Below are 25,455 nucleotides of genomic sequence, written 5' to 3' on the forward strand. Positions count from 1 at the left end.
TCTCCGTGACCAACGCTTTGGCAAGGCCCAACAACCGTGAGCCGCGGTTCGGTGATTCCCGCCTGGCCAACGCCAGCTGCGCACCGACACCCTTGCCACGTTCGGCCGCCGGCACTCCGGCCTCGGCCTGCTCGGCCCGCTGCGCCAAGTCAAAGGCCACGGCAATCTGGGCCTGCAAACCGGAAATAGCCGACTTCATTTCCTCCAGCACCCGCAACTGAGCAATCAGGTCACCGCTGATGGTCCCGGGCTGAGCCATCCCACGGGACAAGGAACCGGCAGGCACAGCTGACGCCGCTGCCTGTGCTTGCCTTGCCCCGATCTGCTTCATGACCCAACTCTCGCAGGAGGCACTGACATTATTAGCCCGGCTGACTGGACTGGGCCCGCAGTAACCGGAGCAGGCCCAAGGGAACTAGTCCGGCGCGTCCGTGGGGGCCTCGTATCCTTCGGGAATCATGGGAACTCCAGCATCCAGGGCTCCGGTGTAGACCCGTGCCGACTTCAGCCGACCCCCGCCGTTTAGTTTCACGTGCAACCTTTTTGCGGTGACAACGGGCAGTTGGTGGATCCGTCGGTTGCCCACCGTCTTCCCCTCAACAAGGACAGCTCCACCACCCCCGTCACCATCAAGGCCCTCACCATCAAGCACCGAGTGCTGTGTGATCCGCTGCCCCATGCCCAGATCCTCCGCAAGCTCCACATGGTTGAACGTCACCGCAGCCGGAAAGGTCAGGGTCGCTCCGCCGTCGTAATGTTCCACGGTTGCCTCAACAGCCCCGGAAAGGCGACGGTCCACTTCCCTCTTCCACTCGCGGAGCCTCGCAGAATCCTGCTCAGGAATGAGTCCGCGGCTGTCCGGGGGAAGATTCAGCAGGAGGTTCGCCCCCATTCCCACGGATTGGTAGTAGATGGCGAGCAGGTGTTCGGTGGATTTGGGTTGGTCGTCCGGGTGCCAGAACCAGCCGCGGCGGAGGGAAACATCGCATTCCGGCGGTAGGTAGTGTTCGGCCCGCAGCCCCGAGGTGGACTCGGTGTACTGGGTATCGGACGTTCGGTCCACCACGTAGTTCACCGGATCCGACGCCAATCCGTTCTCATTACCCACCCAGCGGATGGTGGGCTGGCCCATGTTGAAAATCATCGCGTCCGGCTGGTGTTCCTTAACCACCCCGATGATCCGGTCCCAGTCGTATTCCCGGCCCACGGACCCCGCTCCGTCGAACCACAGTTCCATGAGGGGCCCGTAACCGGTGCAGAGTTCAGTGAGTTGCTGGACATAGAAGTCGTCATACGCTGCGGGATCGCTGTAGCACCCGGCATTCCGGTCCCAGGGAGACAGGTAGAGGCCCAGCCCCATCCCTTGATCGGCACAGGCGTCCGCGACCTCGCGGACCACATCACCTTTGCCCTCGCGCCACGGTGCGGTTGCCACGGAGTAGTCAGTGGTCGAGGTGGGCCAGAGGCAAAATCCGTCGTGGTGCTTGGCTGTGAGGATGAAGTACCTCGCACCTGCTTCCTTGGCCGTACGCACCCAACTTGCGGCGTCGAGCTCCGACAGGTTGAAGACCGACGCCGGGATGGTGCCGTCGCTCCACTCTTTGCCGGCGAAGGTGTTGATGCCGAAGTGGATGAAGACGCCGAATTCGAGTTGCTGCCAGCGGAGCTGGGCAGGTGTTGGCACAAGCCAGGTCACTGGGCGGGCTCCTGTCCGTGGATCAACCATTGTGCCGTGCGGATGATGGCGTCGTCGCCGGACCCGGTTCGCAAGCCCGCGATGTCCGAGCGTGTGACGGCTGCTCCTTCAAAGAGGCTGACGATCGCGGCGGCAAGGCCAATGAGAGAGGGCTCCGGCAGTTCCGGCCTGCCGCGCCGGACCACACCTTGAACGTGCGCCGCGTACTGAGTGTAGAAAGAGCGCAGGGCACCGGCTGCCTGTTCATCCGAGGCCGCCAGCGCCCAAATTTCAAGGTGCATCCTGACATCGGCCATTTCCGAGTGCTCGCGGAGCAGTGCTGTGAGCAGACGGGAGGAATCATCATGGGACAACGTGCCTGCGGCCTCCGAATGGAGGTCGAACCCTGCACTATCTTCAAGCCGCCTGAGCGATCGCTCCAAGCTTCGCTCAAGGACAGCACGGATGAGGTCCGAGCGGGTTGGAAAGTAGTGCTGCAGATGCCCGATCCGCACTCCTGCGGCAGCGGCGAAATCCCGCATGGCAGCGTTCGCGTTGCCTTTGGTGATCAGAACTTCTTCGGCAGCATCAAGGAGCGCCGCCTTCCTCAGGGCGCCCTTGCTTTCGGTCATGACCTCAATATTGTCACACCATGCGATTCAAGCTTTGCGAGCGCAGAACCATGGTCCGGAGCCGATTCCGGGAAGGAAACGCCCGGCGTGGCATGGCTGGACATGACGTTGTGGAGCCCCAGGAATCCGCCCACTGCGGTGAGGTGGGCCTGGCCTTGCGGATCTGAGATAACGGCCGTTCGGGTCCCGCCCGGCCCTGTCACGTCGATGCGGATGTGGGCGGTTCCGCCGGAACCGGGCGAGTACAAAAGGGAGCGCCGCAGAGGGGCCCAGCGCTCACCGCTCCCCCAACGGAAGAGTCCCGCCGCACTCGCGGCGAGCAACGCCGTCGTGGATGTCCTTGAACTGAAACCGATCCGCGTGGCCACCGAACCAGCACCAAGGGTGAGCGGCAGGGTGAACTGCTCGGGGGTGTCGAACCGCGCCACTTTGGTGCGGTGGCCGGCGATGTCCACCCAGCGGGCATCGGTCAAAGGACGTACGACGGCGGCCTTACCGCCTTTTCGTACTTCAAAGTTCAGTCCCAGCCTGTCCATGAAGTCGACGGAATCGACTCCGGCGCGGTCGTTGATGTCGTAACGGATGGCGACATCGATGCTGTCAGCACCGCGAACCTCGTCGGCCAGGGCCGCGGCCACGATGTTGGTCACGCCGCCCATCCAGCCCGAGCTCAGCAGGACAGGAGCTGCAGGCCTCAGGAGGGCGGCTTGGGCAATGGCCCTGGTGACACGGCTGGTCCACCGGGTGAGGTCGACATAAGGAATGCCTGCCCCGACGGCTGCGCGGAGCACCCTGTCGTCGGGATCATTCACCGTACTGATGACAGCCCTGACCTTGGCTGCGAAGGGTTCCGGCTGGCCGAGGTCCCACCTGTCTACGGAGACGTTTCCACTTGCCAGGTGGCTGCCCTTGCCTGGGTTCCTGCCGGTGAGGAGCAACGGCCACTGGGGCCCGATGAGTTGCGTGAGTGCAGTGCCGACTGTGCCGTAACCGCCCACGATCAGCACAGGTCCGGTGGGATCGAATTCGAGAAGATCATTCATAATCCCGACTCTAGGTCAATTGACCTAGAATCGGGAAATGCCGAAACCCCTGTAGCTGCCATTCAACCCGGAGTAGGCTGCGTGTATCTGCCCGGAGCAACACACCTGAGTACGCAAAGGAGAGATCATGACCCTTCCTCCCACTCACGAGCCCGAGCCATTTCCCCCGGACCCGGGGCCGGTGCCACCGCCACCGGACCCCACTACGCCATTCCCGCCCAGCCCCATCCCGGACCCAAACCCAACTCCTGGCCCTTCGCCGGTTCCCGACCCCGGCCCCGTGCCGCCGCACCCTGATCCGACGCACTAAAACTCAATAGTCAGTAGGCTTATGTTTGATCATGTCGGTTGACCGATGCGAACGAACAGGAGTCCACCATGACGGCCCACAAGGAAACGGCGCCCGTTTCCATCCCAAAGCAACGCAAACCCGAGCTCTGGAAAGACTCCTTGGGCCGGACCTCCATCCGGGCAGCGCAAATACTGCTCATCCTGACCTTGACGGTGGTAGCGATCTTCGGGCTGCTGCAGATCCGGCTGCTCGTCATCCCGGTGCTCATAGCCCTGATTCTCGCGGCGGCCATAGGTCCGTTCGTCAACATGCTTCGACGGCGGGGCTGGCGCGGAGGTCTCGCAACGGGCGTCGCCTTCCTGGGCCTGCTGATAGTGCTCGGCGGGGTCATCACGGTGATCGTCCTTTCCGTGCGCAGCCAGTGGGACGAACTGATCAGCAAAGCCGCGGCCGGCCTTGATGAGTTGGAGAACTTCCTGCTGACAGGGCCTTTTCCGATCGACCGGGAGCAACTGAACCAGGCACGTGAAGCCGCGGTGGAGTTTGCCCAAAGCAGTCAGGTGCGGTCCGGCGCGGTAACCGGGTTATCGGTGGTGACCGAGTTTCTTGCCGGGGCCAGCCTGGTGATCGTCATCCTGTTCTTCTTCCTCAAGGACGGCGCCAAGATCTGGGAGTTCTTCCTGCGACCCTTCACAGGGCTCAGGGAGGCCAAGCTTCGCCGCGTCGGCAAGCGCACCATGGAGGTCCTGGGCGGCTACGTCAGGGGCACGGCGATCGTCGCCCTGGTGGACACGGTAGCCATCGGTGCGGTCCTGCTCATCCTCCAAGTGCCACTGGCTGTTCCCCTCGCGATCATCGTTTTCATCGGCGCGTTCATCCCCTTGGTGGGTGCCACAGTGGCCGGAATCCTCGCAGCTTTGGTGGCGCTCGTCGCCAACGGTCCCATCGTGGCGCTGATCGTGGTGATCGCCGTGATCGCCGTCAACCAGCTCGAAGGTGACCTTCTCCAGCCGGTCGTCATGGGTAAGTCCCTGGAGCTGCACGCGCTGGTCATTCTGATGGCCCTGACGGCAGGCACCATCCTCGCCGGGATCATCGGAGCCGTACTGTCCGTTCCCATTGCCGCGGTTGCGTGGGCCATCGTGCAGGTGTGGACGGCGGAAGATCCGGATCTTGAACCCATGAACCCGGACCTGCCGCCGGCCAACAGCCAGCCGACCTAGGGTTTACGGAAGCCGGCTGCTAACCCAGCGCCCTCTTGATCAGCTCCACGATCTTCGCTTCCACCTCAGGCGTGACTTCCTTGAGGGCAAACGAGGTGGGCCACATGTCGCCGTCGTCGAGCTTGGCATTTTCCTCGAACCCGAGTGTGGCGTACCGGGCCTTGAACTTGTGGGAGCTTTGGAAGAAGACGATGTTCTTTCCGTCCCTGGCATAGGCCGGCATTCCGTACCAAATTTTGGGAGTGAGCTCGGGCGCGTGTTCCTTGACGATCGCGTGGAGGGCCTCGGCAATGGCCTTGTCCCCCTCCGGCATCTCCGCGATTTTGGCCATGACGTCGGCTTCACCGTCAGCTTTGCCTGCCTTCTTGCGAGGAGCCTTCTTCAGTTCCTGCGCGCGCTCCTTCATGGCCGCACGCTCTTCCTCAGTGAAGCCGTCGTAGGACTTGGTCTTATCAGATGTTCCGGTCTCAGCCATGATGCGTCCTTTGCTGTGATGCACGATCTTGCGGTTAACCCCAAGCTACGGTGCAGGCGGGCAGGACGCTTCTCCGAAACTGCTCAGTTGGTGCTTGTGCGGGAGTCTTGAGTTTTTCCTGAGGAAGTGTTGCGGGTTTGCAGGATTTGTTCTTGATCCTGCCGCGGCAGAGTAGTTCCAGTCAGCCAGAACAAGCACAGGCAGGAGAACGATCCCCATGATCACGCGGAACAGCTTCCTGCGTACCCTGGCGATCGGCATCGCAGTCCTCCTCGGCCTGGTTGCGGCACCGGCCGCAGCATTCGCCGCGTTCACGGACACGGACCACGCAAGCCCGCAGTTCTCCGCGGCGAGCCTCGCAGCTCCCGCCTCTGCCAGCGTTCACATGACCTGCTCGTTCGGTATCCGCGCCACTGTCACAGTGAACTCCTTCAGCGCCGTGGAACACGCCAATTACCACGACATCAAACTCTTCGACCGTTACGGCAACCTCGAATTCACGGGAGACCTCAACAAGGCCTCCGGCCATTCGTACACATCCGGGCTGAAGATCATTGGCACATGGAGCTACGAAATCCGCGGCTACTACAAAGTCCCCGGCACCAGCAACGTCTGGACCGGCAAGGTGCTCAAGGGCACGCTCAGCTGCTGAGCCCACAGCAGCCCAAAAAGACTCCAACGGCCCCGACACGCTGATGCAGATGGCGTATCGGGGCCGTTGGCCTTTATTAGGGACGGTCTTAGGAGAAACGCCCCGGGCGGAACGTCGCCAGCATAGGGTGCTTTTCCCCGCTCAGGATTTCGTCGGACAGCAATTCACCGGCGATCAGGCCCAGCGTGGCGCCGGAGTGGGTGAAGGCAACGAAGCAGCCGGGCACTTGGCCGAGTTCGCCGAAGACCGGTTCGCCGTCACCGGGGATGGGTTTGTAACCGATCTTCCACGAGGCCGGCTTGAGCTCGGGATTGCCCGCAATGAGCTTGGACGATTCGTCCGCCAACTCCTGGACAACGTCATCCGGGATGGTGAAGGAACCATCGGCATGCTCAGTGATCTGCTCTTCATACCAGTCGTGATCCAAGGCGAAGGTGTTGCCCGGATTCGGGCGCACAGCAGCCCGCGGAGTATTCATCACCGCAGTAACCTGGTGCTCCACCGGTTTGGTAACCACCAGCATGGACACCGGCGAACCGTTGGGGATCTCCACGCCAAGCGGCTTCACGACGGCGGGGGTCCCCGCACCGCAGGCAACCAGCACGGCATCAGCGGGGTACGTTTCACCGCCTGCAGTTTCGACGCCGGTGGCCCGGCCGTCGTCGACCATCACCGAGGCTTTGCCGGCGTTAAGGACCAACCGGCCGCCCAGGGCGTGGAATTCCTCCATGAGGAAGTTCACCAGGTCCGGGAGGCTGACCCATCCTTCGCCGGGGTTGAAAATGGCGTTCTCGGGAATTGCTGCGGAATCGATGCCGGGGGTTACGGAGGCGATCTCTTCAGGGGCCAGCAGCTTGGAGTCGTAGCCGATGGACTTCTCATAGGCGTGGCGGGCTTCGGTGACCTCGCCCTGGCCGGCGGCGTTCCACATGAGGCCACCCCCGAACTGCAGCCATTCACGGTTGGGATCGGCGGCGAAAAGCGTGCGGTATCGGTCCACGCCGGCTACCCGCAGCTGGTGGTACGGCGTGGAGCGTTCGCCCGCCGAGTTGAGCCAGGACAGTGACCGGCCCGTGGCTTCGCTGGCCAGGCCTTGCTCGGTCAGCAGGGTGACTGAGGCGCCTTGGCGGAGCAGGTGGACGGCGGTGGAAACGCCCAGGATGCCGCCTCCGATGACGGCAACGTGCTTGGTGGAGGACATGGTTCTCCCTTTCTTTTAGGTAGTTGCTTTGTGTCGCGCCTAGGCGAACGCGTGGATGCTTTCGATGATCCTGAGGGTTTCCAGCGCTTCGGCCGGCTGGACGGGAAGGGGCCCTTGGCCGCGGAGCGAGGACGCTAGTTCCCTGTAAAACTGCGGGTAGTCGCCCTTTTCCGCCGGGACCGGCGTAGCTGTTTCGTCCACTCCCAGCAGCCCCCAAAACTCCTGGGGCTCGCGTCCGTAAGAAGCGTCCGACGGCGTGATGCCGGCCGCGAGGGCAGGTTCCTGGCCGTCGAGTCCCCACTTGGTGTACCCGGCTTTGGAGCCCAGGACGTGGAAGCGCGGGCCTCCTTGGGCGGCCATTCCGTTCATCCACAACCGTGTCCGGACCCCTGAGTGGTGCCGCAGTGACACGAAAGCTTCGGTGTCGGCAGCTTCCGGGTGGGGGCCGTGGTTGGCGGTCTCGCCATAGCTGTCCTCCACCGGGCCGAACAGCTGGATTGCTTGGTCGATCAGGTGGGCGCCAAGATCGTGGAGGATGCCCCCTCCCTCAGCCAAGGTGGCGGAATCGCGCCAGTTCCCGAACCCTTCCGGACGCCACCATTCAAAACGCGATTCAAACGTCCGCACCTCGCCCAGGGCGCCGTCCCGCAACAGCTTCCGCAGCGTCAGGAAGTCGGCGTCCCACCGGCGGTTCTGGAAGACCGTGAGCTGCACACCGGCGTCGGACGCGCGGGCAGCCAATTCCTCACCGTGGGACACCGTGGTGACGAAAGGCTTGTCCACCACCACGTTGAGCCCATGGGCGATGGCTGTTGCACCGAGCTCGAGGTGGGTCAGCGGCGGCGTCCCAAGGATCACGAGGTCAAGGTCCCCGGCCAGGGCGAACATGTCCTCCGGTGTGGGGACAATCCTTGCCTGCGGGTAAAACCGCCGCGCTACCGCCGCGCGCTGCGGATCGGCGGTCACGATAACGTCCAGGGAGTAGTCTGGGTCCGCTTCGATGAGCGGCGCATGGAAGACCTTGCCGGAGACGCCGAACCCGACGACGGCGGTCCGGATGGGTGCCGTAGTTACCTCCGCCATCACAGCACTTCCGAGAGGAAGCGCTGCAGGCGTTCACTGCGCGGGTTGTCGAAGAGCTCGGTGGGGGTTCCGATTTCCACCACTTCGCCCTCATCCATGAACACCACCTGGTCTGCCACTTTCCGGGCAAAGCCCATCTCGTGGGTGACCACCAGCATGGTCATGCCGCGGCGCCCAAGGCCTGCCATGAGGTTGAGGACGCCCTTGACCAGCTCGGGATCCAGCGCACTGGTGGCTTCATCGAAGAGCATGACCTCCGGCTCCATGGCCAGTGCCCGGGCAATCGCGACGCGTTGCTGCTGGCCGCCGGAAAGGTCCCGTGGCCGGTGATCGGCCCGTTCGGCGAGACCGACTTCGGCAAGGCGTCGCCGGGCACGTTCGCGGGCCTCGGATTTGGACATTCCCTTGACGCTCCACAGGGCCAGCGCCACGTTCTCCAAGGCGGTGTGGTCCGGGAAGAGGTTGAAGTGCTGGAACACCATGCCGATGCGTGCCCGGAGAATATCCGGCTTGACCTTCAGGGCACTCTCCCCGGCCAGCAGTACGTCGCCGCTCTTGGGTTCGTGAAGGCGGTTGACGCCGCGCAGGAGCGTGGACTTCCCTGATCCGGAGGGACCGATGATGCAGGTGGTGGTTCCGGGTGCCACGTTGAGGCTGACGTTGCGGAGCACCTCAACGTCCCCGTACGCCATGGTCAGGTTTCGCAGTTCCAGGCTGGAGCCGTGAAACTTCTCAATATCCTGTGCTGAATTCTTGGTGCTGGTGGCGTTGCTGCTGCTTGTGAGGTTCACGTGTTGCTCCCGGTGATGAGCGGCGAGGCCGCATCGAGTTCCTTGACTTCCTTCAGACCACTGGTGGGCGCCGTGGGACGACGACGACCGGTGCGGAACTTGTTGTCGAAGTAGTTGACCAGGTGGGTCAGGGGCACCGTGATGATCAGGTAGAAGATGCCTGCCATGACCAGCGGTGAAAGGTTGCCGGACAGTACTGCGGCGTCCTGGCCAACCCGGAACAGTTCACGCTCGCTGACCAGGAGTCCCAGGAAGTAGACCAGGGATGAGTCTTTGACGATCGCAATGAACTGGTTCACCAAGGCCGGGAGGACCCTGCGGATGCCTTGCGGCACCACCACCAAGGCCATGGACTTGGAGTAGCTCATGCCCAAAGCGCGGCAAGCTTCCCCTTGGCCCTTGTCCACGCTCTGGATGCCGGCCCGGAAGATCTCTCCGATGTAAGCGCTGGCGATGAGGCTGAGGGCGATGATTCCCAGCGGGTAGGGGGAGGGTCCGAAGACCGACTGGCTCAACCGCGCGAAACCCTGGCCGATCAGCAGGATGGTGAGGATGGCGGGCAGGCCGCGGAAGAGGTCCGTGTAGATCCTTGCCGGGATGCGCAGCCACTTGGACCGCGAGATGCCCATGACCGCCACCACCATGCCCATCACTACGCCGAGGATGGTTGCTGCGATGGAGATGATCAGGGTGTTCAGGAGGCCGACTCCGAGGAGTTGGGGCAGCACTTCGACCATGGCTTCAAAGTCGAAGAAGGTGCGGCTGATGGTATTGAGCCAATCCATTGAGTGCTCTCAGACGTTAGTTGTACGGGGTGGCTTACTTGCTGGCTGTGGGAGAAGGGCTGGAGGTCTGCTCAGCCTTGGGCAGGTACTGCTCCGGCATCGGCGAACCCGGGAACCATTTCTCGTAGAGCTTCTTCCAGGTCCCGTCTTCCATCGCTTCGGCCAGGCCCTTGTTCAGGGCTTCCTTGAAGGCGGACTTGTCCTTGGCAATGGCGAAACCGGCCGGGGCATCAAAGGAGGGAATGTCCGCAGCGCTGACCAACCCGAACTGCTCCTGGTATTCCTTGGCTGCCTCGTAATCCAGGAAGTGGGCGTCCACGGAACCGCTGTTCACTGCCGAGATGGCGGTGTTGTTGTCCGGGAAGCGGACCAGCTGCGCCGAGGTGAAGTTCTTCACTGCGTAGGCTTCCTGCAGGGTGCCTTGCACCACGCCGAGGCGCTTGCCGTTGAGGCCCTCGACGTCCTTGATCCCCGAAGTCTTGGAGGTGATGACCGTCAGGTATCCGGCGAGGTAACCCTCGGAGAAGTCCACGGTTTCCTTGCGCTTGTCCGTGATACCGATAGCTGCCACGCCGACGTCGAACTGGCCGTTGGCGACCGCTGCCAGCAGGCCGGAAAAGTCCTGTCCGGTGAAGACAACATTGTCTACCCCGGCGCGGTGGGCCACATCCTTGAAGAGTTCCACGTCAAAGCCGGTGAAGTTACCGGAGCCGTCCGTGAACGTGTAGGGCTTGGAGTCACCCAGGCTGGCCACCCGGATGGTGCCGGGCTCGATCAGGCCGTACGGGTTCTCTGCCGACGGCGAGGAGCTTGCGGAAGATCCGCCACAGCCGGAGAGGGCGAGAATGGCCGCCAGGGCTGCTGCTGCGAGCGCTGCCGGGCGGAATTTCAGTTTAATCACAGCGTTGTCCAATCGTGGGAGGGAAGCGGTGCTGTCAGGAGCCGCTGAAAGTTATTGCTCGATGCGGGGTCTTGTTGAGTCCGGTCTCAACACTTAGGATTGAGACCGGACTCACATCGATTGATAAGAAATGTAGCGGAACTCACAAAGCCGCGTCAACACCCCTCTTGAAAGGTGAACATGAGCACTGACGGATCCCGACGACGGGACGTAACGGTTGCCGACGTCGCCAAAGCCGCGAAAGTGTCCAAAGCACAAGCCGCCCGGGCGCTGGGGAATTACGGCGCCGTGAGCGATGACGTCCGCGAGCGCGTCCTGGCCGCGGCAGAGGAGCTTGAGTACCGGCCCAATGAGCTTGCCCGCAGCATGAACACCGGCAAATCCAACACCATTGGCGTGGTGGTGGGCGACATCGAAAACCCCCACTTCGGCCTCGCCATGCGCGGCATCACGGACACCGCAAAGAAGAGCGGCTACAACGTCATCCTCATCAACACGGACGAGGAACGGGCTGCCGAGGTGGACGCTGTCCGTGTTCTCCTGGACAAACGGGTGGACGGGCTTATTGTGGCCCCGGCATCATCCTTGGAAACCTCGCATCTGCAGCAGGTCCGCGAGTCCGGGCGGCCATTGGTGCTGCTGGATCGTGCCGCTACAGGGGTTGACGTTGAGACCTTTGCGGTGGACATGGGAAGCATTTCCTACGAATCCACGGCGCACTTGATCGAAGCGGGGCATCGGCGGATTGCCTTTGTATCCACCGTTCGCACAGACGCACCCTATGTGGCCGGGATGAAATTGGACTCCTCGCAAATCTCAGACCGATTGGACGGAATCCACCGGGCTTTCGACGACGCCGGGCTTCCCTACCCCTCGGACCTCATCCGGCTCAGCGCAGGAGATGCGGATTCCATCAGGCGCATCACGAGGGAGCTTCTGGGCGGACCGGACCCGGCCACGGCAATTATTGCCTCCGACGGCCTGATCGCCTTGAGCGTTGTGGAAGCCATCCAGGAATCGGGTCTGTCCATCCCGGACGACGTCTCATTCCTCATGTACGACGACTTTGCCTGGACACGACTCACCACTCCCCCGCTCACCGTGATTGCGCAGCCCGTCTACGACATGGGAATTGCGGCGGCTTCAGCACTGATCCGCCGGATCGAGGGCAGGAAATCCACGGGGCCCGCTCCGGAACTGGTGGCAACCCTGATTCGCCGGGGATCCATCGGCGCGCCCAAGGATGCGGAGGTGCTCAGTCAGGCGGGCGGCTGAGGCCCCCTGCCGTTCCGGTCCGGTTAACCTCCGCGCCACGCCGCTTCCCTACTGTGATCCCGCTGGGGGGATCGGAATCAACAGAGGGAAGATGCCATGTGCACCGCAGAAGAAAACAAGACCACCCACAGCCGAAGTGTGGAACTGGCTGATGCTGAGCTGAAGACCATGGGGCTGAGCCGCCGACGCATTCTTCAGTCGGCCGGCATCCTGGCCGCCGGCACTGCAGCCTCGGCAGCGACGGCCAGCACCGCAATGGCAAACCCGGGCGGGAACGACCCCCAGCTGAAATGGCTCGTCGGAGACCACCACGTCCACACCCAGTACAGCCACGACGCAAAGTACATGATCAAGCAGCAACTCGATGCCGCCCAGGCCTACGGCGTTGACTGGCTGGCTCTGACGGAACACAGCAACTTCGGCCATGCCAACAACGGCGGGGCAGTCAACGCCAACAAAGAGATCCAAGCGCAGCGTGCAGCACGTCCCGGGCTGCTGATCTTCCAGGGACTTGAGTGGTACATCCCCGGCGCCGAGCATGCCACCGTGATGGTCGCCCCAGGCCCCAACGAAGTGAACCTCCTGCGGACCTTCGAACTTGTATGGGACGGAAAGCTGAACCAATGGGAGAAGCCAACCCCCGGAACTGCACAAGTTGAAACCTTTGAGAGAAAAGCTGTTGAGGCCATCGCCTGGTTGGCCGGCCAGCGCCGCTCCGGTTACGTCGACGACGTCGTAGCCCTGGCAAACCACCCCATGAGGCTGGGCATCGATTCCCCGCACGAACTCCGCGCATGGCGTGACGCCGCCCGCGAGGTGATGATCGGCATGGAAGGCGCACCCGGCGCACAAGGATCCGGAGTCAGCCAATTCTCCAGGGCGGGCGACCAACGCGGCGAGTACACCAACAACCCCACCCAGTACAGCTTCCCCGGCTACCCCGCGGACGCCTTCCGCCCCTATGGCGGCTTCGACTGGGCCACCGCCACCGTAGGCGGTGTGTGGGATTCCATGCTCGCCGAAGGTCTGCCCTTTTGGATCACGTCCAACTCGGACAACCACCTCACCATCAAGGACACCTGGAAGACCGGCCCCTACCCTGCCGAGGAGCCCTACCTCAGCCTGCCCAATGAATTCGACCGCTGGTCGGTCGCAGGCAAGCGTCCCGATCCATTCGATACCGGCGAAAAGCAGGGCGGCAGCGACTACTGGCCGGGACAGTTCAGCCGCCTCCACACCGGCGTCACCCAGCGCTCCTATACCGGCGTCCTGGAAGCGATGCGCAATGGTCGCATGTGGGTGGATCACGGCCACCTGCTCCAGGGACTGGACGTCCGCGTGCGTGAAGTGCGCGGAAACGGCGTCGGCAACAGCAACGGACGCAACGGCGTCACCCTCGGTTCCCGCCTGCAGGCGAGGCGAGGTGCCGACGTCGAAATTTCCATCACCATCACGACGACGGACTACCGCAACTCCGCGGGCATCGCGCCAAAGCTCGCGCACGTAGACGTCATAGGTGGCTCCGTAACCGGCGCCGCGGCAGATCGCGACACTTTGAGGGCCCCTGGCACAACGGTATGGAAGCAGATCGATGTTTCCGGGCGAACGGGAACCTTCACCATCAAGCACGTCATCAAGGATGTACAGGGTTCCTGCTACTTCCGCCTCCGCGGAAGCGACGGAAACCGCCATGGCGCAGGCTATTACGGCGCGGCCGTGGACCCTGCCGGACCTATCCGCCATGGAGACAACCTCGGCGACGCTGACCCGTGGACGGATACCTGGTTCTATGCCAACCCGGTGTTCATCGACGTCGCCTAGCCATCACTCAGCCAAGCCATCACTCCGATGCGGTGTGGACTTCGCCTTCCTCGGGGTCATCGGCGGAGAGTACTTCGTTCCGAATGATGCCAAGCTCCTCGAGCTGGGCAGACATGCCTGCGCCGTCCGGGGCGTAGATCCAAGGAATGCCGGGAGTGGGTTGGCCGCCGGACTTTGACCGTCCGCCGGCCAGCACCGCTTCACCCACGGAGAGCTGGCGGATGGCGATTGCCCTCACCTTGTCCGGATGACGCTGGGCGAATTCGGAATAGATGGCTTCATCGTGCTGTCCGTCATCGCCCACCAACAGCCACTTCATGGTGGGGAATTCCTCCGCCAAGCGCTCCAGCGAGGTCCGCTTGTGCTCCTGGCCGCTGCGGAACCAGCGGTCAGGAGTGGGACCCCAATCGGTGAGGAGCTTGGGACCGGCGGGGTACAAGTTCCGGGACAGGAAGCGGGACAGGGTGGGGGCGACGTTCCACGCCCCGGTGGACAGGTACAGCACCGGGGCATTGGGTGCCGTCCTGGCGATCCGCTCATACAGCACAGCCATACCCGGGGTGGGAGTCCTGGCATGCTCGTTGAGGACGAACGTGTTCCAGGCGGCGAGGAAGGGACGCGGCAACGCGGTCACCATGACGGTGTCGTCAATGTCGGACACGACGCCGAAATGGGCATCATCCGCGACGATCTCCACGGGAGCCTCCACGGTTTCGGACTCCCCGGATTGCAGCGTGATGGTGTGCCAGCCGGCATCCAGTGCTACCGGAATACGAGCATCCACGACGCCCCCGCGGTCAGCCCTGACATCAAAGACGGTGCCCGCAATGGTCACGTTCACCCGGGCATGGGCCACGGGCGCACTGGTGAAGTTGCGCCAACCACGCATGCTTTCCTGCAGGGGTTTGGCGTGACCGGCAGCGTCCCGGGGATCACTGCGTACTACACGCGCCAATACCCGGACCCAGGAGGTGCTGCCGTACCCCGTGTAAGGGATCACGGTCTCCACCCGGCCACGCCGGATCGCAAGACGGGTCTGAAAACCAAGCCACGCGTCGTCGAGCCTCATGGCGAGGTGCCGGCGACCTTTGCTCAGCGGCGTGGGACCTTCATTGTCAACGTCGTCGGAAGAGGGGCGCGGTTTCATGGGACGGGGAGACATGCGTCCAGTCTTCCATGGCTGCGGAGCAGATTCATTGCTAAACAGCAGTTGTTGGCGCCCGGCCTTCATCACCATGCTGCTTGCGTGCTTCTGCGGCCCGGAGTCGATCCAGCCTGTTCATCAGCGGCGCGGTGGTGGCTCCATGCACCACGATGGATAGTGCAACCACCAAACCGATCAGGGCCCACAGCTCGCGTGCCTCGGCGTCGAAGTTTCCATGGGTCAGCGCATATGCCACGTAATAGAGCGACCCTATGCCGCGAATTCCGAAGTAGGAGATGGCAAGTCTTTCGCGCGGTCCGGTCTTGCCGCCCATCAGTCCGAGCCATCCCGCCAAAGGACGGACCAGCACAAGGAACGCGAACGCCACCAACAGCTCGGCCCAGCCGATTCCCTCCAACAATCCCCGGGCTATGGCTCCGCCAAGGAGCACCAATATCACCACGGTCATGAGGCGTTCCAGTTGCTCCACGTAGCTGTGCAGCACCTGGTGATAGGAATGATTGTGCTCAGCGGAGCGGATGGTCAGGGCGCAGAGGAACACCGCAACGAACCCGTAGCCTTCCAGCATCTCCGCAACGCCGTAGGCCAGGAAGGTAGCTGCGAGCGCCACGAAGCCCTCGGAGTGTTCGGACAAGCGGAAACTCTTGCCCTTGGCGGCGAAGAAGATCAGGCTGAGGAGCTTTCCGGTTCCGAAACCGAGCAGCACTCCCACCCCAATGCGCCACAGGACATCCACCCCAAGCCACTCCCCCAGCCAGGCTTCCGGTGATGCCCCCACCACGCTGATGAGGATGGCCAGGTACACAAAGGGGAAAGCCAGGCCGTCATTCAAGCCTGCCTCGGAGGTCAGGGCAAAGCGGACCTCATCCTCGTCCGGGTCATCTTCGGTGTCGGCGGGCTTTCCCACCTGGACCTCGGAGGCCAGCACGGGGTCAGTGGGGGCAAGCGCTGCCGCGACGAGGATGGCAGCAGCCAGCCCCAGCCCCAACACCCACAACCCCAGAAGGGTCATCACCAGGATGCACAACGGCATGACGATTCCCAGGAGCCGCCAGGTGGTGGTCCAGCCGCGCCAACGGAAGGGCCTGTCCAAGGCCAATCCGGCGCCCATGAGCGAGATGATGACGCACACTTCTGTCAGGTGTGTGGTGAAATCCGCGTACTGCACAGGATCGGGGCTGGGCAGGTCCGGGAGCAGGGTGAACGCCAGCATGCCACTGCCCAGGAAGACCATGGGCATGGAGAGGGGCATGTTGCGCAGCAATTTCGGCAGGACCGCTGCGGCCAACACCGCAAAGCCGGCCGAAAGGAACAAGATGCTGGGGGCTTCGAACACGAATAGTCTTCTTCCTGCAGCGTTGGAACGCGTGTCAGAAGCCTAGTCGGCCGGCAGGGCTGCGTCGATCAGGACTTCGGCTGCTTGACGTGCCTGTCCGGCGGCATCGGACGTTCCTGCGATGGCAGCAGTGGTTTGGGCTCCTTCGGCGAGGATCGCCAGCTGCGGCGCCAGGTAGGCCGGTGCGCCTGCCTCGAGCGCCAGGCGTCCGACGTATTCCTGGAATGATTCCTTGTGCTTCCGCGCGTACTCGGCAACTTCGGGGCTCACCGCACCCAGTTCAGCGAAGCTGTTGATGAACCCGCACCCGCGGAACGAATCCTGGCAGAACCATCCCGCAAGGTAGTCGAAGATGGCGAGGAGGCGATCCCGGGGTGTTCGGGCTTGTTGGACCGTTGCGTCGAGTCCTTCGGTCCAGGACTGGTGCCGGTGCTCCAGGACAGCCATGACGATGCTGCTCTTCGAGGGAAATTCCCCGTAGAGCTTCTTCAAGGAAACCCCGGCCGCAGAGCGGAGTTCATCCATGCCGACGGCCTGGATTCCCTTGGCGTTGTAGAGCTCGTCGGCGGTGACAACGATGCGTTCGCGAACCTCGGAAATATCCATGTACCTATTCTACTTGCATTGAGAACGAACGTTCTCTACTATGGAGAACACAGAGGGAGAACGACCGTTCTCCACTTCGAGAAAAGGGACACATCATGGGTTTCATCAAGGTTGGCACCGAGAACACCACGGACATCGAGCTCTACTACGAAGACCACGGAACGGGCCAGCCCGTAGTCCTGATCCACGGCTACCCGCTGGATGGCGGCTCCTGGGAGAAGCAGTCGGCAGCCCTCCTCAACGCCGGCTACCGGGTCATCACCTATGATCGCCGCGGATTCGGCAAGTCCAGCAAGCCGACCACCGGCTACGACTACGACACCTTCGCAGCGGACCTGAACACCGTGCTGGAAACCCTGGACCTGCAGAACGTGGTGCTGGTCGGATTCTCAATGGGCACCGGCGAAGTTGGACGCTACCTCGGCACCTACGGCGAAGCCCGTATTGCCAAGGCCGCATTCCTGGCATCCCTCGAACCCTTCCTCCTCCAGACGGACGACAACCCCACCGGCGTTCCGTCCACAGTCTTCGACGGCATCCGCAGCGCCGCCATCGAGGACCGCTACGCCTGGTTCACCAACTTCTACAACGACTTTTTCAACACCGATAACTTCCTGGGCAACCGCCTCAGCGAAGAAGCCCTGCAGAATGCCTGGAACGTCGCCGCCGGTTCGTCCTGGTACGCATCCTTCGCAGTGGTGGATTCCTGGCTCACGGACTTCCGCTCCGACATCGAGAAGGTCACCGTCCCGTCCCTGATCGTCCACGGCACCGATGACCGCATCCTGCCCATCGATGCCACCGGCCGCGAATTCACCAAGCGCCTGCCCTCCGCCGAATACGTGGAGATCGAAGACGCCCCGCACGGCATGCTCTGGACGCATGGCGCCGAAATCAACGAGGTCCTGCTGCGCTTCCTGGCCAAGTAAGCCACTCACCAGCAAAAACATCCACGACGGCGGCAGCTCACCTACGGTTCCCCACGGAACCGGAGGTGAGCTGCCGTCGTCGTGCGTTGACGTAGCGCACATCACGATCTATGATTTATGAATCGATTCAAGATGTAACCTTCCTCACGCTGAATGACCACTTTGTTCAGTCCTGGATGGGAAGAGTTCTTGTTCCTTGCCAACGACGCCAGAGGAGTACAGCGACGTGACAGTCACGCACCGGAGGGACCTCAGCACCTCCCCCGAACCAAACACCAGCCCTGCACCGACCACCGGGCAGAAGGATCCGAAGAAGGCCGCCATGAGCGGTTGGATCGGAAGTGCGCTGGAGTACTACGACTTCGCCCTGTACTCACTGGCAGCGACGCTGCTGTTTCCCACCATTTTCTTTCCCACCGAGAATGCCACGGTAGGCATCATTGCCTCGCTGGCCACTTACGCCGTGGGCTACGTTTCCCGCCCGCTCGGTGCCGTAATCCTTGGCGCCTACGGAGACCGGCACGGACGCAAGAAGGTGCTGGTCTTCGCGATGCTGCTCATGGGCTTCGCCACCTTTGCGGTCGGGCTCCTGCCCACTTACGGACAGGTGGGCCTTCTGGCTCCCGTCCTGCTGGTGATTCTCCGGCTGATCCAGGGATTTGCGGTGGCAGGTGAACTCGGTGGCGCCAGCGCGATGATCGTGGAGCACTCCCCGGACGCAAAGCGCGGGTTCTTCGCAAGCTTCAGCCTGCAGGGCACACAGGTGGGCTCCATCCTCGCCACCGCCGTACTGATTCCACTCGCGGCACTCCTCCCGGAAGAGCAGTTCCACTCCTGGGGCTGGCGATTGCCGTTCCTGCTCAGCGCCGTGGTGATCATTGCCGGATACGTTATCCGCCGCCGCGTCGAAGAACCGCCCGCGTACTTGGCCCAGTCCGATGACGTAGCCGCCAAGCGCCGCTTCCCGCTGGTGGACCTCCTGCGCACCCACCCCTGGGTTCTGGTCCGCTGCATCATCATGACGTTCACCAACGTGATCGGCATGGCCACGCTCATTTTCGGCGTCTCCTTCGCCACCCAAAAGGGCTACGGCATCGGCTTCTCCAGCAGTGAATTCCTCTGGGTTACCCTGGCTGCCAACGTGGCCGCGGTCCTGACCATCCCGCTGTTCGGCGCCCTGTCCGACAAGATCGGCCGGCGGACACTAATGGTGGCCGGTGGCATTGCCGGCGGCTTGCTGACCGTGGGGTATCTGTGGTCGATCGAACAGCGCAGCCTGCCCTTGGTGTTCGTCTGCGTCGTGATCGTCCAAGGCATCCTCTTCCAGATGTGGAACGCCACGTTCGCCACGTTCTTCCAGGAGCAATTCCCCATGCGGATGAGGGTGACCGGCTTCGCCGTCTCGCAGAACATCGGCCTGATGATTGCCTCGTTCTTCCCAAGCCTCTTCACGGCCATCGCTCCCCCGGGATCCACAAACATTCCCATGGTCATCGGCCTGACAACACTGGGCATCTGCCTCGTCTCGGCCGTGGCAACACTGATGTCCTCGGATACCAAGGGCAAGACGCTCGAGGACCTCGAGGCGCGCTAGCCGCGGCAGCCCGCCGTCGAGCCCCGCCGTCGAGCCCTGCCGGAACAGCGGCCACGCCTATGGAACAGTGACCACGATCTTCCCGCGTGTATGCCCTTCCATGTTGAGCCGGAAGGCGTCGGCCGCATCGGCCAAGGGAAGTGCAGTGGCCACTTCCACCCGGATGTTGTGTTCGTCCACCAGGTCAGCGAGCTCCTGAAGCTCAGCACCCACGGGATTCACCCACATCCAGGTGCCGCCATGGGCCTCCACGTCGCTGTCGGCAATGGAGGCGTGCCGGCCATTGCCAGCCAGCACCGCCAGTGTTGCCTCGAGGTTGCCGCCCACGAAGTCGGCCACCACCTCCACCCCTTCCGGGCGCAACGCCTTCACCCGCTGGGCGAGCCCTTCGCCATAGGCAACGGGCTCGGCGCCCAAGGACCTGAGGAAGTCATGGTTCTTCTCCGACGCCGTCGCGATCACTTTCGCGCCACGCGCTGCGGCGATCTGGATGGCCAGGGAGCCCACTCCACCGGATCCACCGTGGATCAGGATGCTCTCACCTGACCGAACGCCCAAGCGGTTGAGGACCTGGTACGCCGTGAGACCGGCCAAAGGCAGCCCCGCCGACTCATTCCAGTCCAATGATGCCGGTTTGCGGGCCAGCAGCCGTTCCGGCAAGGCAATGTATTCGGCAAAACTGCCGCCGTGGACGTAGTCCTTCCGGCCGTAGGAAATCACTTCGTCGCCGGGTTTGAAGTGCGGAGCGTCAATACCAACCGTTTCCACAACACCGGCCACATCCCAGCCGGGGATCGCCGGAAATTGGAGATCCATGAATGAGTCCAAGTAGCCACCCATGATTTTCCAGTCCACCGGGTTCACCGAGGATGCCTTAACCCTGACCAGGACCATGCCCGGCCCCACTTTGGGCATGGGCCGCTCCGTCAGTTCAAGGACGTCGGGGCTTCCATATTCGCTGTAAGTCATTGCCTTCATATGAGCGCCAACTCCCATTTAGTGCAGCGTATTCCATGCAGGCACGACGACGACCTGCCGCCTAGTCGAAGAAACCCACAATGTAGCCGATGAAGTACAGCAGGGAGAGCAGGACTCCGGCACCGATGGCAGCCAGCCACAAGGCCTGGGTTCCCTTCCTGGGTCCGCCCTCGTCATGGCCTTGGGGGCCGGCCGTTGACGATTCGCCGGGAGGGGTTTCCCCAGGGGGCACTCCCGCGCCTGGCTCCAAGCCGGTGATCTTGTCCTCATACGGGTCGGGGTTGCTTCCGGACATGTTCACTCCCTCGATCGCAGTGCTGTTGCTCCATGCCAGCGTATCGAATCACCGCGCCCAGACCTACAGCAACCTTACTAATCCGCCTCATCGATGCTCAGGATTGCTGGTGAGCCTCCCTGGCATCCCGCGTCGATGTGCGCAGCCGATACAAGGACGTGGTGGCTGTGAGGTAGAGATCCTGGCCGTCGGGACCGCCGAAGCAGAGATTGGAGACCTTTTCAGGAAGCTCGACGGCAGCCAGCAGCGTGCCGTCGTGGTCGTAGACACGGACCGACGCTCCAGCCGAGGTCCACACCCGACCCTCGGCGTCAACGCGGAAACCGTCCGAAGCGGCGTCGTCTTCGAGCTCGACAAAGGTCCTGCCCTCTCCGCATTCGCCGCCCTCAACCGGATAGGCAGCAATGCGGAACGGCACTCCGTAGCCAGCTCCTGCAGTGTCCGAAACATAGAGAAGCGATTCATCCGGGGAGAACGCCAGGCCGTTGGGGTGCACTAGATCGGTGACCACCGCAGTCAGTTCCTGCGTTTCAGGATCGAAGCGGAACACGTAGCAACCGCCGTATTCCTGCTCCCCTTCATGCCCTTCGACCGTCCCGGGGAGGATTCCGTAGGGCGGATCGGTGAACCAGACCGTTCCATCGCCGGCCACCACAACATCGTTGGGCGAGTTAAGCCGATGCCCGCCGAACGCTTCAACGATCGGCGTCACCACGCCGTCGTGATCCCTCTCCACCCGCCGTCGGCCGTGGCTGCACTGCACCACGCTGCCGTCCCGGTGAAGTGTTCGCCCGTTGGTGTATTCAACGCCGGTGGCGTACTCGCGCGTTGAGCCGGTGGCTGGAGAGAACTCGAGGATCCTGTTGTTGGGGATGTCGCTCCAGCGAACGGTCTGCGACTCCGGAATCCACAGGGGGCCCTCGGCCCACACTGTTCCTTCAAACAACTTTTCCAGGGTGCCTGTGATCAGATTCTCCATGTTTTGAGACTAGTCGTTGGCAGGTTCCGAGCTGGGCTTCCGGGCCGCTTCCTTGGTGTTGAGCTTTCCATCGGAAGGCATCACCAGGACGGCCACCACCGTTAGTACTGCGCTGACAAGGACCGCCATGAAGACGGCGGTGGAGGCTGCAACCGTAGTTTCCGGATCGGGGCCGCCACCGGGTCCCTTGGCATAGATCGCGTTGGCGATGGCACCGAACACGGCCACGCCGATGGAGCTGCCGATGGAACGGGCAAAGAGGTTGGTACCGGTGACCACGCCGCGCTCATTCCATTCCACGCTGGTCTGGGCGGCAATGAGGCTGGGCGTTGCCACCAGGCCCAATCCCAGGCCCACAATGAAGCAGGCCACCGCCACCAGGAGAACACTGGGCGCTTGGGCAGTGAGGGCAAGAACTGCGCTGCCAATGACCGTGATCACGATGCCGATGGCAGCTGTTCTCTTGAACCCGATCCGGAGATAGAACCGGCCGGCCTGTGATGCACTGATGGGCCAGCCAATGGTCAAGGCCGCCAAGGCGAGTCCGGCCAAAAGGGGCGAGGTCTTGAGGGATCCTTCAAGGAACGTAGGGACATAGGAAGTCAGCCCCAGCATGACCGCGCCAACACCGAAGGAGATCAAGGCAGTCGTCGCCAGCAGCCTGCGGGAGACAACCCATGGCGGCAGGACCGGCTCAGCGGCTTTCCTTTCCACCAGGAGGAACGCGACGAACAGCAAGGCTCCGCCGGCAAATACGGAGATGCTGATCGCGGAGTCCCAAGGCCACGCCTGACCACCCTGCAGGGCCCCGAGGATCAGCAGGCTCAAGGAAACCGTCAGCAGCCCTGCTCCCAGGTAGTCGATCCGATGCTTGGTCCGCTCCACGTTCTCGTGGAACGTACGGAGGAGCATCCAGCCGGCCAACAGGCACAGCGGAATGTTGATGAGGAAGATCCACCGCCAGATTCCCAATGCGGCGAAGACCCCTCCCAGAGTTGGCCCCACCACCGAAGACACGGCCCACACGCTGGCCAGATAGCCCTGCACTTTGGCACGCTCAGCCAGGGTGTAGATATCACCGGCAATGGTGATCGCCACAGGCTGGACCGCGCCGGCGCCGAGCCCTTGGAGCACCCGGAACGCGATCAGAGCCGGCATGCTCCACGCCAGCCCGCAGAGAATGGAACCGAGCAGGAACAGGCCAATCCCGCCCAGGATCATCGGCTTGCGCCCAACTACATCCGACAACTTGGCATAGACAGGCACGGAGACCGCTTGTGCCAACAAATACGCCGAAAACAGCCAAGGGAACGAGGCAAACCCGCCGATGTCCGCCACGATGGACGGCACGGCCGTGGCAACGATGGTGGCATCGATCGCCACGAGGCCTGTGGCCAGCATCAGCGCAATCAGGATCGGTCCGCGCCGGGAACGGAACCCGACTCCTTCTTCAGTCGCTGTGCTCATGCGCCCTCACTCCTGTGTGATGTCCAATTCCGTTGATGGAGCCGCTCGAATCCGTCAAGGAGCAGGTCCAGGGCAAACTCGAACTCGAATTGGTCGTCGCAGCCGTTCCCCACCACTGACTCGTCGTCATGCGCAGCGGACACCGCGATCCGAAAAAGGTTGGGGTAGTTCTCTGCCATCACCTGCGCCATGGCGGCCTGGACTTCCGGCGCTGCCTTCGGCTTCGGGTTCCCGCCCTGCCGCCCTGCGTCGTCAAAGACCTCCTGGGTAAAGCCCCACATCCTGCTTCCCATGGCATGCATCACGTGGTGCGTGAGGTCCTCGGAGAAACCACCGGCCAGGAACATTCCCACAAAGGTGTCCATGTACCCCAGGACGGCGGGGGTGGTGTTGGTACGGGTCTCGATCACAGGGCGGGCCCATGGATGACGAAGAAGTACGCGCCTGGCCGAAAGCACCCGGAGGCGGACCGCGGTTTTCCACGGAACATCGGGGGTGGGCGGGTCGATCTCCCCCACAAGGGTGTCAACCATGCCGTCGAGGAGCTCCTCCTTGTTGGCTACGTGCTTGTAAAGCGCCATCGGAACGACGCTGAGCTCCTGGGCGAGCCGGCGCATGCTCAGCGCATCAAGGCCCACCTCGTCGGCGAGAACGACGGCGGCCTGAAGCACCCGGTCCCGGTTCAGCGGTACGCGTCGTACTGCTTCAGCGTGCTGGATCATAGGCGGGCCTCCGAGTAAACCGGGTTGTTCCACGATGGGGATTGACAGGTTTACAGCGTACACCTAGCCTGTTTTCCATAAAGGTGTACGCCGTACACCTCGTAGCCAAGGCAGAGCCATGACATCCAAAAACATCACCCCTCGCGCCAAGCGCCGCGCTGCGTGGGCAGTCCCCATGGGTTTGATCGCCCTCAGCCTCATCCCCGTGCTAGCCGGCGCGGCGCGGCTCACCGAGCTGACCGGCGGCTCTACCGTGACGCCCCAAAATGCCAGGTTCTTCAGCTCGCCCCTTCCGGTGGTCATCCACATCGTCACTGTCACCGTCTACAGCCTGCTGGGAGCCTTCCAGTTCGCCCCCAACCTTCGCCGGGGCAAGCGGTCCTGGCACCGAACAGCCGGCCGCATCCTGATTCCGGCAGGCTTGCTCGCCGGCCTGTCCGGCCTGTGGATGTCCGTGTTCTACGTCCTCCCGGAAACCGACGGCGAAGCCCTTCTGGTTCTTCGCGTGGTTTTTGGTTCCGCCATGGTTGCGGGCATCATCATGGGCATCCTTGCGATCCGCCGCCGTGACTTCACTGCGCACGGAGCATGGATGACGCGCGCCTACGCCATAGCGGTGGGCGCCGGAACACAGGCCCTGGTGCTGCTGCCGTGGACCCTGCTGGTGGGTCCCACGGACGAGGCCACCCGCGCAGTTCTCATGGGCGCATCCTGGGTGATCAACCTCGCGGTGGCCGAATATGCCATTCGTCGCCGCCATGCAGCGTCCGGCCGCACAACCCGCCCGGCAAGTCGCGTGCTCACCCCTGAAACCACGACGGCGGGCCACCGCTCGGTTCCGTGAGGAACCAAGGTGACCCGCCGTCGTCGTGAACTTGCTGTGGTCAGTCGTTGATCAAATCGTGAACGACGATTGTCTGGTCGCGGTCCGGTCCGACGCCGATGGCCGAGAAGCGCGTGCCGGACAGCTTTTCCAGGGCCAGCACATAGTTGCGCGCATTCTCCGGGAGGTCTTCCAGGGTGCGGGCTCCGGTGATGTCCTCGGTCCAACCGTCGAAGTACTCGAAGATGGGCACCGCGTGGTGGAACTCGGTCTGCGTCATGGGCATTTCGTCGTGGCGAACGCCGTCAACATCGTAGGCAACACAGACCGGGATCTGCTCGATGCCCGTCAGGACGTCCAGCTTGGTGACGAAGTAGTCCGTGAAGCCGTTGACGCGGGAAGCGTGGCGGGCCAGGACGGCGTCGTACCAACCGCAGCGGCGCGGACGGCCGGTGTTCACACCGAACTCGCCGCCGGTCTTCTGGAGGTAGACACCCATGTCATCGAACAGTTCCGTGGGGAACGGGCCGGCACCGACTCGCGTGGTGTAGGCCTTGATGATGCCGATGGAGCGGGAAATGCGGGTGGGGCCGATGCCCGAGCCAACCGACGCGCCGCCGGCGGTCGGGTTGGAGGAGGTGACGAACGGGTAGGTGCCGTGGTCGACGTCCAGGAACGTGGCCTGGCCACCTTCCATGAGCACAACCTTGCC

At 63.0% G+C, this 25,455-nt stretch carries 25 protein-coding genes and 1 pseudogene; 7 read left to right on the top strand and 19 right to left on the bottom strand.

What is annotated here, in order from left to right; genetic code table 11:
* From HP499_RS04040 to HP499_RS04055, 4 genes and pseudogenes are all read right to left on the bottom strand, one after another.
* Nucleotides 1–259: pseudogene (locus tag HP499_RS04040) on the bottom strand (HNH endonuclease); the annotation flags it as partial.
* A 156-nt stretch (nucleotides 260–415) separates the two neighbouring features.
* Nucleotides 416–1,696, bottom strand: a complete 1,281-nt coding sequence (locus HP499_RS04045; RefSeq protein WP_309138333.1) for an alpha-L-fucosidase — start codon at nucleotides 1,694–1,696, stop codon at nucleotides 416–418.
* Nucleotides 1,693–2,307: a TetR/AcrR family transcriptional regulator gene (locus HP499_RS04050; protein ID WP_172322650.1), complete on the bottom strand. Its 615-nt coding sequence runs from the start codon at nucleotides 2,305–2,307 to the stop codon at nucleotides 1,693–1,695. The genes HP499_RS04045 and HP499_RS04050 overlap by 4 nt, the downstream gene beginning before the upstream one ends.
* Complete coding sequence (locus HP499_RS04055; protein WP_172322651.1) at nucleotides 2,304–3,350, bottom strand: saccharopine dehydrogenase; 1,047 nt, start codon at nucleotides 3,348–3,350, stop codon at nucleotides 2,304–2,306. Before HP499_RS04055 ends, HP499_RS04050 begins: the two co-directional genes overlap by 4 nt.
* A gap of 378 nt (nucleotides 3,351–3,728) precedes the next feature.
* Here HP499_RS04055 and HP499_RS04060 point away from each other — a divergent pair, with 378 nt between their 5' ends.
* Nucleotides 3,729–4,865: an AI-2E family transporter gene (locus tag HP499_RS04060; RefSeq protein ID WP_172322652.1), complete on the top strand. Its 1,137-nt coding sequence runs from the start codon at nucleotides 3,729–3,731 to the stop codon at nucleotides 4,863–4,865.
* Between the two features lie 19 nt (nucleotides 4,866–4,884).
* On the opposite strand, the gene HP499_RS04065 is transcribed toward HP499_RS04060, so the two are convergent.
* Entirely contained in the window at nucleotides 4,885–5,340 is a 456-nt protein-coding gene (locus HP499_RS04065; RefSeq protein ID WP_172322653.1) for an iron chaperone, read from the bottom strand.
* 217 nt (nucleotides 5,341–5,557) lie between these two features.
* On the opposite strand from HP499_RS04065, the gene HP499_RS04070 reads away from it, so the two are divergent.
* A complete protein-coding gene (locus HP499_RS04070; protein WP_172322654.1) occupies nucleotides 5,558–5,992 on the top strand; it encodes a SipW-dependent-type signal peptide-containing protein in 435 nt (144 codons plus the stop codon).
* An 88-nt stretch (nucleotides 5,993–6,080) separates the two neighbouring features.
* On the opposite strand, the gene HP499_RS04075 is transcribed toward HP499_RS04070, so the two are convergent.
* From HP499_RS04075 to HP499_RS04095, 5 genes are read right to left on the bottom strand one after another with little or no spacing between them, the layout of a single operon-like run.
* Nucleotides 6,081–7,193 carry an FAD-binding oxidoreductase gene (locus HP499_RS04075; protein ID WP_172322655.1) on the bottom strand — a complete coding sequence of 371 codons (1,113 nt, stop codon included), beginning with the start codon at nucleotides 7,191–7,193 and terminating at the stop codon, nucleotides 6,081–6,083.
* Between the two features lie 39 nt (nucleotides 7,194–7,232).
* Entirely contained in the window at nucleotides 7,233–8,276 is a 1,044-nt protein-coding gene (locus HP499_RS04080) for a Gfo/Idh/MocA family oxidoreductase (protein WP_172322656.1), read from the bottom strand.
* Nucleotides 8,276–9,067, bottom strand: a complete 792-nt coding sequence (locus HP499_RS04085; RefSeq protein ID WP_309138334.1) for an amino acid ABC transporter ATP-binding protein — start codon at nucleotides 9,065–9,067, stop codon at nucleotides 8,276–8,278. Before HP499_RS04085 ends, HP499_RS04080 begins: the two co-directional genes overlap by 1 nt.
* Nucleotides 9,064–9,852, bottom strand: a complete 789-nt coding sequence (locus tag HP499_RS04090; RefSeq protein ID WP_172322657.1) for an amino acid ABC transporter permease — start codon at nucleotides 9,850–9,852, stop codon at nucleotides 9,064–9,066. Before HP499_RS04090 ends, HP499_RS04085 begins: the two co-directional genes overlap by 4 nt.
* Before the next feature lie 34 nt (nucleotides 9,853–9,886).
* A complete protein-coding gene (locus HP499_RS04095; RefSeq protein ID WP_309138335.1) occupies nucleotides 9,887–10,753 on the bottom strand; it encodes an ABC transporter substrate-binding protein in 867 nt (288 codons plus the stop codon).
* Nucleotides 10,754–10,933: 180 nt separating this feature from the next.
* Between HP499_RS04095 and HP499_RS04100 the strand changes: the two genes are divergently transcribed.
* Both HP499_RS04100 and HP499_RS04105 read left to right on the top strand, forming a co-directional pair.
* Nucleotides 10,934–12,028: a LacI family DNA-binding transcriptional regulator gene (locus tag HP499_RS04100; protein ID WP_172322659.1), complete on the top strand. Its 1,095-nt coding sequence runs from the start codon at nucleotides 10,934–10,936 to the stop codon at nucleotides 12,026–12,028.
* Nucleotides 12,029–12,124: 96 nt separating this feature from the next.
* Nucleotides 12,125–13,849: a PHP domain-containing protein gene (locus HP499_RS04105; protein WP_172322660.1), complete on the top strand. Its 1,725-nt coding sequence runs from the start codon at nucleotides 12,125–12,127 to the stop codon at nucleotides 13,847–13,849.
* Between the two features lie 19 nt (nucleotides 13,850–13,868).
* Here HP499_RS04105 and HP499_RS04110 read toward each other — a convergent pair whose 3' ends face one another.
* Genes HP499_RS04110 through HP499_RS04120 form a run of 3 tightly spaced genes read right to left on the bottom strand, consistent with a single transcriptional unit; the run spans nucleotide 13,869 to nucleotide 16,956 of the window.
* The gene (locus HP499_RS04110) at nucleotides 13,869–15,011 is read right to left on the bottom strand and encodes an App1 family protein (protein ID WP_172322661.1); all 1,143 of its coding nucleotides are present in this window, start codon (nucleotides 15,009–15,011) and stop codon (nucleotides 13,869–13,871) included.
* A gap of 37 nt (nucleotides 15,012–15,048) precedes the next feature.
* Nucleotides 15,049–16,350, bottom strand: a complete 1,302-nt coding sequence (locus HP499_RS04115) for a sodium:proton antiporter (protein WP_172322662.1) — start codon at nucleotides 16,348–16,350, stop codon at nucleotides 15,049–15,051.
* 42 nt (nucleotides 16,351–16,392) lie between these two features.
* Nucleotides 16,393–16,956, bottom strand: a complete 564-nt coding sequence (locus tag HP499_RS04120; RefSeq protein ID WP_172322663.1) for a TetR/AcrR family transcriptional regulator — start codon at nucleotides 16,954–16,956, stop codon at nucleotides 16,393–16,395.
* 95 nt (nucleotides 16,957–17,051) lie between these two features.
* Between HP499_RS04120 and HP499_RS04125 the strand changes: the two genes are divergently transcribed.
* Both HP499_RS04125 and HP499_RS04130 read left to right on the top strand, forming a co-directional pair.
* Nucleotides 17,052–17,885 carry an alpha/beta fold hydrolase gene (locus tag HP499_RS04125; RefSeq protein WP_172322664.1) on the top strand — a complete coding sequence of 278 codons (834 nt, stop codon included), beginning with the start codon at nucleotides 17,052–17,054 and terminating at the stop codon, nucleotides 17,883–17,885.
* 226 nt (nucleotides 17,886–18,111) lie between these two features.
* Nucleotides 18,112–19,479 carry an MFS transporter gene (locus tag HP499_RS04130; RefSeq protein ID WP_172322665.1) on the top strand — a complete coding sequence of 456 codons (1,368 nt, stop codon included), beginning with the start codon at nucleotides 18,112–18,114 and terminating at the stop codon, nucleotides 19,477–19,479.
* A gap of 57 nt (nucleotides 19,480–19,536) precedes the next feature.
* Here HP499_RS04130 and HP499_RS04135 read toward each other — a convergent pair whose 3' ends face one another.
* The 5 genes from HP499_RS04135 to HP499_RS04155 form a co-directional block, all read right to left on the bottom strand.
* A complete protein-coding gene (locus tag HP499_RS04135; protein ID WP_172322666.1) occupies nucleotides 19,537–20,457 on the bottom strand; it encodes an NADP-dependent oxidoreductase in 921 nt (306 codons plus the stop codon).
* Between the two features lie 61 nt (nucleotides 20,458–20,518).
* The gene (locus HP499_RS04140; RefSeq protein WP_172322667.1) at nucleotides 20,519–20,752 is read right to left on the bottom strand and encodes a DUF6480 family protein; all 234 of its coding nucleotides are present in this window, start codon (nucleotides 20,750–20,752) and stop codon (nucleotides 20,519–20,521) included.
* A gap of 97 nt (nucleotides 20,753–20,849) precedes the next feature.
* Nucleotides 20,850–21,731 carry an SMP-30/gluconolactonase/LRE family protein gene (locus HP499_RS04145; RefSeq protein ID WP_172322668.1) on the bottom strand — a complete coding sequence of 294 codons (882 nt, stop codon included), beginning with the start codon at nucleotides 21,729–21,731 and terminating at the stop codon, nucleotides 20,850–20,852.
* A 9-nt stretch (nucleotides 21,732–21,740) separates the two neighbouring features.
* The gene (locus tag HP499_RS04150) at nucleotides 21,741–23,198 is read right to left on the bottom strand and encodes an MFS transporter (RefSeq protein ID WP_172322669.1); all 1,458 of its coding nucleotides are present in this window, start codon (nucleotides 23,196–23,198) and stop codon (nucleotides 21,741–21,743) included.
* Entirely contained in the window at nucleotides 23,195–23,920 is a 726-nt protein-coding gene (locus HP499_RS04155) for a TetR/AcrR family transcriptional regulator (protein ID WP_172322670.1), read from the bottom strand. Before HP499_RS04155 ends, HP499_RS04150 begins: the two co-directional genes overlap by 4 nt.
* 118 nt (nucleotides 23,921–24,038) lie before the next feature.
* On the opposite strand from HP499_RS04155, the gene HP499_RS04160 reads away from it, so the two are divergent.
* Nucleotides 24,039–24,764, top strand: a complete 726-nt coding sequence (locus HP499_RS04160; protein WP_172322671.1) for a DUF2306 domain-containing protein — start codon at nucleotides 24,039–24,041, stop codon at nucleotides 24,762–24,764.
* A gap of 40 nt (nucleotides 24,765–24,804) precedes the next feature.
* On the opposite strand, the gene HP499_RS04165 is transcribed toward HP499_RS04160, so the two are convergent.
* Nucleotides 24,805–25,455 (bottom strand): adenylosuccinate synthetase (locus HP499_RS04165; RefSeq protein ID WP_172322672.1); only part of this gene is annotated, 651 nt, incomplete at its 5' end.

Source organism: Paenarthrobacter sp. CM16 (assembly GCF_013179505.1).
Classification (GTDB): Bacteria; Actinomycetota; Actinomycetes; order Actinomycetales; family Micrococcaceae; genus Arthrobacter.